Annotated in this window: 6 protein-coding genes; 5 read left to right on the plus strand and 1 reads right to left on the minus strand. The window is 65.4% G+C overall.

The features are described 5' to 3' along the window. Window positions 1-67: 67 nt before the first annotated feature. Complete coding sequence (locus AC1D34_RS31325; protein ID WP_441508082.1) at window positions 68-814, minus strand: GntR family transcriptional regulator; 747 nt, start codon at window positions 812-814, stop codon at window positions 68-70. 211 nt (window positions 815-1025) lie between these two features. Between AC1D34_RS31325 and AC1D34_RS31330 the strand changes: the two genes are divergently transcribed. From AC1D34_RS31330 to scpB, 5 genes are all read left to right on the plus strand, one after another. After that, window positions 1026-2039, plus strand: a complete 1014-nt coding sequence (locus AC1D34_RS31330) for an SIS domain-containing protein (RefSeq protein ID WP_441508083.1) — start codon at window positions 1026-1028, stop codon at window positions 2037-2039. A 34-nt stretch (window positions 2040-2073) separates the two neighbouring features. Further along, complete coding sequence (locus tag AC1D34_RS31335) at window positions 2074-2913, plus strand: PfkB family carbohydrate kinase (RefSeq protein ID WP_441508084.1); 840 nt, start codon at window positions 2074-2076, stop codon at window positions 2911-2913. Window positions 2914-2931: 18 nt separating this feature from the next. Further along, window positions 2932-4983 (plus strand): hydantoinase/oxoprolinase family protein, encoded by a 2052-nt coding sequence (locus AC1D34_RS31340; protein WP_441508085.1) that lies wholly within the window; start codon window positions 2932-2934, stop codon window positions 4981-4983. Continuing rightward, window positions 4983-6596 (plus strand): hydantoinase B/oxoprolinase family protein, encoded by a 1614-nt coding sequence (locus AC1D34_RS31345; RefSeq protein ID WP_441508086.1) that lies wholly within the window; start codon window positions 4983-4985, stop codon window positions 6594-6596. Before AC1D34_RS31340 ends, AC1D34_RS31345 begins: the two co-directional genes overlap by 1 nt. A gap of 223 nt (window positions 6597-6819) precedes the next feature. After that, a complete protein-coding gene (gene scpB / locus AC1D34_RS31350; protein WP_476826332.1) occupies window positions 6820-7296 on the plus strand; it encodes an SMC-Scp complex subunit ScpB in 477 nt (158 codons plus the stop codon). Window positions 7297-7371: the final 75 nt, after the last annotated feature.

Here is a 7371-nt window from a genome sequence, read left to right on the forward strand (position 1 = left end):
GGCATGGTCAGTCCTGTGAGGCGGGCGTTGAGCTGCGGAAGACGACGTGATGCGGATGGTGGCATGGTCAGTCCTGTGAGGCGGGCGTTGAGCTGCGGAAGACGACGTGATGCGGATGGTTGACCGATTTCATGTATTCGATCGGCTTGCCTTCACCGTCGCGGGCGATCAGCCGCAACACGAGCGTGGGCGAGCCGGGTTTGAGCTGCAGAAGCCGGGCTTCGAGATCGGTTGCAATGCCAACGCCGATCTCGCGGTCGCGGGCGCTGGCCTTGACGCCATAGCGCTCTCGCAGCAGCTCATAGAGCGATTGCCCACCAATGAGGTCTTCCGCGAGCAGCCCGGCGAAGCGCGAGGCCGGCAGATGGCTGGTCTCGATGCAGAAGGGCTCATCATTCACGCTGCGCAGCCGGCGGAACATGATCAGCTCGGCGCCGACCGGGATGTCGAGCCGACGCGCGATGCTCTCGGTTGCCTTCTCCTCACCGAAATGCAGCAGCTTGCTACCCGGGTTGCCGCCAGCGTTCCGGATGATCCGGGTGATGCCGAGCGTCGATTGCACCTCGATCGGGCGCGTCACCTGGACCAGGGGGACGCGCGTGCCGCTGGTGCCATTGCGCTCGAGCACATTACGGTCGACCAGCTTGTCGATCGCCTTGCGCACCGTCATCCGGTTGATGCCGAGCGTGTCGGCCAGCGCGCGCTCGGACGGCACCCGTTCACCGGGGCCGTAATCCGGCCCGCTGATGAGGTCGAGCAGGTAGTCCTGAACCTCGACATAGATCGGCTTGGCCCGTTTTACGGGTTCGCGCATGGCTGGTGTCTCTCGGGCCTCTCCCGTTCCCGCATATAGCGAGGATTGCGCCGGCTCCACATCCCCGGAGGCACTGAAATACGAGAATCCGTTGTCGGCGAAGGTGGCCATAAGTCAGTTGGACTATGCTTGACACGAATTGGTATAGGTGATTGGTGTATACCAGTTTCTTGAACCTCGCAATTCTCCGCTTACGGAATCGGTTCCTCCCATGTCCATCGCCTTTGACCGCACCCGCGTTCATGAGGGCTTCGCCCAGACCCGCGCCGCCGTGCCCGAGGCTTACGCGCTCGGGCGCCGCCTCGCCCCGCAGATCGACCGGATCTACCTTGTCGCCTGCGGTTCGGCGAACCGCGCCATGCTGGGCATCAAGTACTGGCTCGAGCACTATTCCCCTGGAATCGAGGTGCGACGCTACTTCCCGGCCGAGTTCATGGCGATCAATCCGCCGCGCCTCGACGAGCGCACGCTGGTTCTGCTCGCCTCCAAGTCCGGCACGACACCCGAGACCGTCGCGGCCGCGGCAACCCTGATGGGCAAGCCCTGCAAGGTCGTGGCCTTCAGCCAATATGCCGACAAGCCGCTCGCTGCCGCGGCCCCCGAGAGCTTCGTGGTGGGCGATACCAGCGAATCCTTCGCCGCCATGTTCATGCTGATGCAGGCGCTGATCGGCGGCATCATGAGCGCGAAGGAAGGTTGGCCGCTCGGCGACAAGCTCGTTGCCTCGCTGGACGCGCTCCCAGCCGCCATCTGCGATGCGGCTGAGCAGAACGAGGAGCGGGCCGCAGCCGATGCCCGTCTCTATGCCAAGGATCGCAACTTCTACCATGTCGCTTCGGGGCCGGGCTTCACCACGGCCTATGTCTTCGGCGTCTGCATCCTCATGGAGATGCTCTGGCTGCACAGCTATCCGATCGAGGCGGCGGAGTTCTTCCACGGCCCGTTCGAGATCATCGATCGCCAGACACCGCTGATCCTGATCAGCGGAGAGGACCCGAGCCGGCCACTGATGGAGCGTGTCACCAGCTTCTGCGACACCTATGCCGAACGCGTCATGAAATATGATTCCCGCGATTTCGCGATGGCGGGTGTCGCGCCGGAAATCCGCCCCATCGTCGCGCCCTATATCCTGCAGTCGGCGTTGAAGCGGATGGCGGCGCATCTCTCGGTGTTGCACAACCAGCCGCTCTCGACCCGGCGCTACATGTGGAAGGTCGCCTACTGATCAGGCGCATGGGAAATCGGCCAGGGACACGTCCATGACCTGCAGGCTGCTCGGACTCGGCGATAACACGGTCGACACCTATGTCGATCGCGCGCTGCAGTTTCCGGGTGGCAATGCTGTCAATGTCGCCGTGCTGGCGCACCGTCTCGGCGCCGAGACGGGTTACATGGGTTGCCTGGGCTCCGACGAAGCCGGGACACTGATCGTCAACGCCTTGCGCGAGGAGGGGGTCGACACGGGCCGCTGCCGGGTGCTCCCCGGCGACAATGCCCGGGCCTTCATTGGCCATAACGGCAATGACCGCCATTTCCTTCGCTCGCAACGCGGTGTCCGCGGAGAATGGGGCGGTTTCCTTTCCGAGGATCTCACCTATATCGCCGGCTTCGACCTGGTGCATTCGAGCATCTACAGCGAACTGGATGCCGATCTCGCGGCGCTGCGCCCCTCGATACGCCGTTTCTCCTATGATTTCTCCGAGCGCTGGACTGAGGCCAATCTGGCCGCCACGCTCCCCCATCTCGACATCGCCTTCCTCTCCTTCCCCTCAAGTTCCGACGCGGAATGCAGCGACCTCGCCCGTCGCTGCTTCGAGACCGGTCCGGGTCTCGTGGTGGTGACGCGCGGCGAGCGCGGCTCGCTCGCGCTGGCAGGTGGGGTATTCCATCGCCATGGGATCACCCCTGCCCAAATCGTCGATACGCTGGGTGCGGGAGATGGTTTCATCGCCGCATTCCTTCTGGCGGTGCTGGAGGGGAGAGAGGTTCCGGAAGCCCTGGCTGCGGGCGCGGCCCACGCGGCGGCGGTCTGCGCTTATCAGGGTGGTTTTGGCCATGGCACGCCATGGTCCGCGGCTGCGGAGATCGCAGCCTGTTGATGGAGAGGGTTTGAGCTCATGGCCTGGCGTATCGGGATCGACTCCGGCGGCACCTTCACCGATGTCTGCCTCTTCGATGATGCGAGTGGCCAGGTCGCCGTCTGGAAGGTTCCCTCGACCCCGGACGATCCCTCCCGCGCCATTGCACGCGGTACCCAGGAGGGGACGGAGCGCGTCGGCGCCAAACCCGGAGATGTTGCCTATTTCGGCCACGGCACGACGGTGGGCACCAACGCCCTGATCCAGCACCGCGGCGTCAGGACCGGGCTGATCACGACCGATGGCTTCCGCGATCTGATCGAGATCGGCCGGCAAAAGCGGCCGGATCTCTATGATCTTCAGGTCGACAAGGCGGCGCCGCTGGTCACCCGCGACCTGCGCTTCGGCGTCGCGGAACGGCTGCGCCATGACGGTTCCGTCGAGACGCCGCTCGACGAGGAGGGCGTGCGCCAGGCCGCGCGAGAGCTGAAAGCGGCCGGCGTCAAGGCCGTCGCCATTGGTTTCCTCTACGGGTTCGTCAGGCCCGAGCATGAGGAAACGGCAAGGCGCATCGTCACAGAGGAATTTCCGGAGGCCTTCATTTGCGCCTCGCATGAGGTCGCGCCCGAGTTCCGGGAGTATGAGCGCATCTCGACGGCGGTGGTGAACGCCTATCTCGGCCCCGTGATGCAGGGCTATATCCAACGGCTCGCCGAACGGCTCAAAGAACTCGGAGTCACCACCACACCGCATCTGACGCAGTCCAATGGCGGCGTCATTGGGTTCGACATGGCGGCACGCTTGCCGGTGCGGACCTTGCTTTCGGGCCCCTCGACCGGCGTGGTTGCTGCGCAGGCGATCGGCCGCATGACCGGCATCGAGAACCTGATCACCTTCGACATGGGCGGAACCTCCTCCGATGTCGCGCTGCTTCGTGGCGGCGAGGCCAAGCTCGCCAGCGAAGCCAATGTCCATGGCTACCCGATCAAGGCGCCCATGCTCGACATCCACACCGTCGGCGCCGGCGGCGGCTCGATTGCGGCGATCGACTCCGGCGGCCTGCTCAAGGTGGGCCCGCGCAGTGCCGGCGCCGACCCCGGGCCAGTCTGCTATGCCCGCGGCTCGACCGAACCGGCGGTCACCGACGCCAATGTCGTGCTCCAGACGCTGAACCCGACCCATCTGCTCGGTGGCCGCATGCCGATCGACCAGGCGCGCTCCAAACAGGCGATCGGCCGGCTTGCGGAACAACTCGGCCTCGACCTGATGGCGACGGCGCAGGGCATCATCTCGGTGGTGACCGCCAATATGGCCAAGGCGATCCGCGTCATCTCCGTGCAGCGTGGGCATGATCCGCGCGACTACGCGCTTGTCGCCTTCGGCGGCGCGGGGCCGCTCCATGCCGCGCGGCTGGCGCGCGAGCTGGAGATGAAGCGCATCGTCGTGCCGCGCAATCCCGGAATCGGCTGTGCACTCGGCCTGCTTCTGACCGACCTGCGCGCCAATTTCGCCACCACCCGGCTCGCGACGCTGGGGGATGGGCTCGTCCCCGACATGGCCGAGATTTTCGCAGGCCTTGAAGCCCAGGCCGAGCACTGGTTTGCCGAGGAGAATGTCACGCCTGCCGATCGCGAGCTGAAACGCACGGCCGATCTTCGCTATCACGGCCAGAACTACGAGCTCGCCATCGACGTCCCGGACGGGCCGATCACGCCTACAACCATCAGGGCTTTGGCGGACGGCTTTGCCGAGGCCCACAAGCGCCTTTACGGATTCGTGGCCGAAGGCGAACCGGTCCAGCTCGTGACCTACCGCGTCGAGGCCATCGGTTTCGTGCCCAAGGCCGAGTTCCGGCCCGAGCCCGACGCCGGCCCGGATGCTTCCGCGGCCATCATGGGGCGTCGGGAGGTCTGGTTTACGGAAACCGGAGGCTTCGTCGATTGTGCGCTCTACGACCGCGAAAAGCTCAAATCGGGTAATCTGATCGAGGGCCCGGCGATCATCGAGCAGATGGATGCGACCACGGTGCTGCTGCCCGGCATGACCGCCCGTGTCGAACCCTATCTCAACCTGATCCTGGAGACGCCGTGATGAACGCGCCTACACCCGTCACCGTTGATCCGATCACCGTAGAGGTCATTGGCAGCGCCTTCGCCTCCATCACCGAGGAAATGGGCGAGGCGCTGGTCAAGGCGAGCTACTCGACCAATATCAAGGAACGCCGCGACTGCTCGACTGCGCTCTTCGATATTGAAGGCAACACGCTGTGCCAGGCCGAGCATATCCCGATGCATCTCGGCTCCTTCATCGGCATCATCCCGCATATCCTGAAGCGCCATGCCGTCTCGGAGATGAAGCCGGGCGATGTCTTCATCGGCAACGACGCCTATGAGGGCGGGGGCACCCACCTTCCCGACATCGTGCTGGCCGAGCCGGTCTTCCACGACGGCAAGATGGTCGCCTGGGCCGTCAACACGGCGCATCATTCCGATTTCGCCGATCGCGGCCACGCCCATATCTATCAGGAAGGCCTGCGCATCCCGCCGATCCGCCTCTATGACGGCGGCACCCTGATGAAGGATGTGCAGGAGCTGATCCTGCTCAACTGCCAGGTTCCGCGCGAGCGACTCTCGGACTTGCGCGCCCAGATGGCTGCGAACCGCCTTGGCGTCGAGCGCGTCAGGGCGCTCTGCGACAAATATGGCCGCACCACCGTGCTCGCGGCCGGCAAGGCACTGCAGGACTATGCGGAGCGCAAGATGCGCGCCGGCATCGCCTCGATTCCAGATGGCGTCTATCGGTTCAGCGACCGCTTCGACAATCCCGAGCTCGATGACGAGATGGAATTCTCGGTCGCGATCACGGTCGCTGGCGAGGAGATGACGCTCGCCTTCGACAGCCCGCCACAGGCTCGCGCCGGTTTCAACATGGTCTATACCGCGCTGCTCTCGACCGTCTATTACGCCGTCAAGACAGTGGCCGACCCGACCATCCCGCCCAATGCCGGCCTCGCAAGACCACTCACCGTCGCAGCGAAGGAAGGCACGGTGCTGAACTGCCTGCATCCGGCGGCGGTGAACGGGCGCATCGCACCCTGCCAACGGGTCGTCGACCTGATCCATGGGGCGCTCGCCCAGGCGGTGCCCGATCGTGTCATCGCGGCCTGCTCCGGGGCCGTGGCATCGGCTACCTTCATGGGGGCGATGCCGGATAGCGGTGATCTCTGGGTTTATCTCGAGACGATCGGGGGCGGTTCCGGCGCACGCGCCGGCAAGGACGGTCTCGACGGCGTTCATGTCCACATGACCAATACCTCGAACCTGCCGGTCGAGGCGCTGGAGGTCGAGTACCCCCTGACGCTGCTGCGCTATGAACTGGTCGATGGCTCGGGCGGGCGCGGCCGCCAGCGCGGCGGCATGGGCCTTCGCCGCGTCTACCGGGCCGAGGCTCCCTGCCGGCTCAACGTGGATAATTCGCGCCTGAAGTCGCGGCCCTGGGGCATCGCCGGCGGCGAGCCAGGACAGGGCGGCTCCTTCTCCTTCAGCGACGGTGTCGTGCCTTTTACAAGGGGCGATGGTGCGCTCGAACCCGGACAGATCGTCGAGATCATCACGCCGGGTGCCGGCGGCTACGGTCCGCCGGCGGAGCGCGATCCGGAGGCGCAGGCGCGCGACCTTGCCGAAGGGCGCCTGGCGCAGCAGTAACGGGCGGAGATCTCCCGGAGCTGGTGCCCGTACCGCGCCGATTCCGCCCAAGGACGTTGCGCCAATGATGCGCGAGGCTCGTCCGCGGGCGAGCGGCCCGCGCTGCCCGCAAGAGCACGCCAGAGCCTCGCCTCGCGCCGCCTGAACATGCGTTTGGTGAGATGATCAGTGGACCGCCCTAACGAGAGGTCGACGCCCACGGGCGCTCCGGTAATTGGCGCAGGTGGTCGGTCGCGACTGTGCGATCGATCTGATCATTGCCGACATCCGCGAGGAGCTGCGCGGCCGCCCCTATGACCTGGTCGCAGTCGCCGGGGGCTGGCAGCACCGGTCGCGCGGCGCTTTTGGGCCGGCGATCCGGGCGCTGTCCGGAGCGCCGCAACCAACCGCCGGCTTGTCGCCGACTGAGATGCTGTTTCCGTCCGGGATCGCTTATCTGCAGCCGATCACACGCAGCGAGCTCGGCAAAGTCTTTGGCAAGGAGATGAGCCGCGACGGCGTTGCGGCGCTAAAACGCGCCGGCGTGATTACGGCCGGACCGCGCAGGCCGGAGCCGGGGGCGGCCTATACCTATGTCACGACCGACAGATTCCTGTCGGTGTTCGGTCTCGCCAGCCTGCGCGACCTGCCGGATCTCGAAAAGCTCGAGGATGCCGGCCTGCTGACCAAGGACACGCTCCTGGCTGAGAGCCGGATTTAAAAGGAGTTGAGCGATATCAGCAGGTTGTGATTCCCGTTTGGTGCTGAATCAAAAGGGGTTTCCGATGGCCTGGAC

It is taken from the genome of Allobosea sp. P1_A7, from assembly GCF_056406775.1.

Bases quoted from the DNA above. Each gene is read 5' to 3' on its own strand.
- AC1D34_RS31325 (WP_441508082.1), bottom strand. From the start codon at position 814: ATGCGCGAACCCGTAAAACGGGCCAAGCCGATCTATGTCGAGGTTCAG.
- AC1D34_RS31330 (WP_441508083.1), top strand. From the start codon at position 1,026: ATGTCCATCGCCTTTGACCGCACCCGCGTTCATGAGGGCTTCGCCCAG.
- AC1D34_RS31335 (WP_441508084.1), top strand. From the start codon at position 2,074: ATGACCTGCAGGCTGCTCGGACTCGGCGATAACACGGTCGACACCTAT.
- AC1D34_RS31340 (WP_441508085.1), top strand. From the start codon at position 2,932: ATGGCCTGGCGTATCGGGATCGACTCCGGCGGCACCTTCACCGATGTC.
- AC1D34_RS31345 (WP_441508086.1), top strand. From the start codon at position 4,983: ATGAACGCGCCTACACCCGTCACCGTTGATCCGATCACCGTAGAGGTC.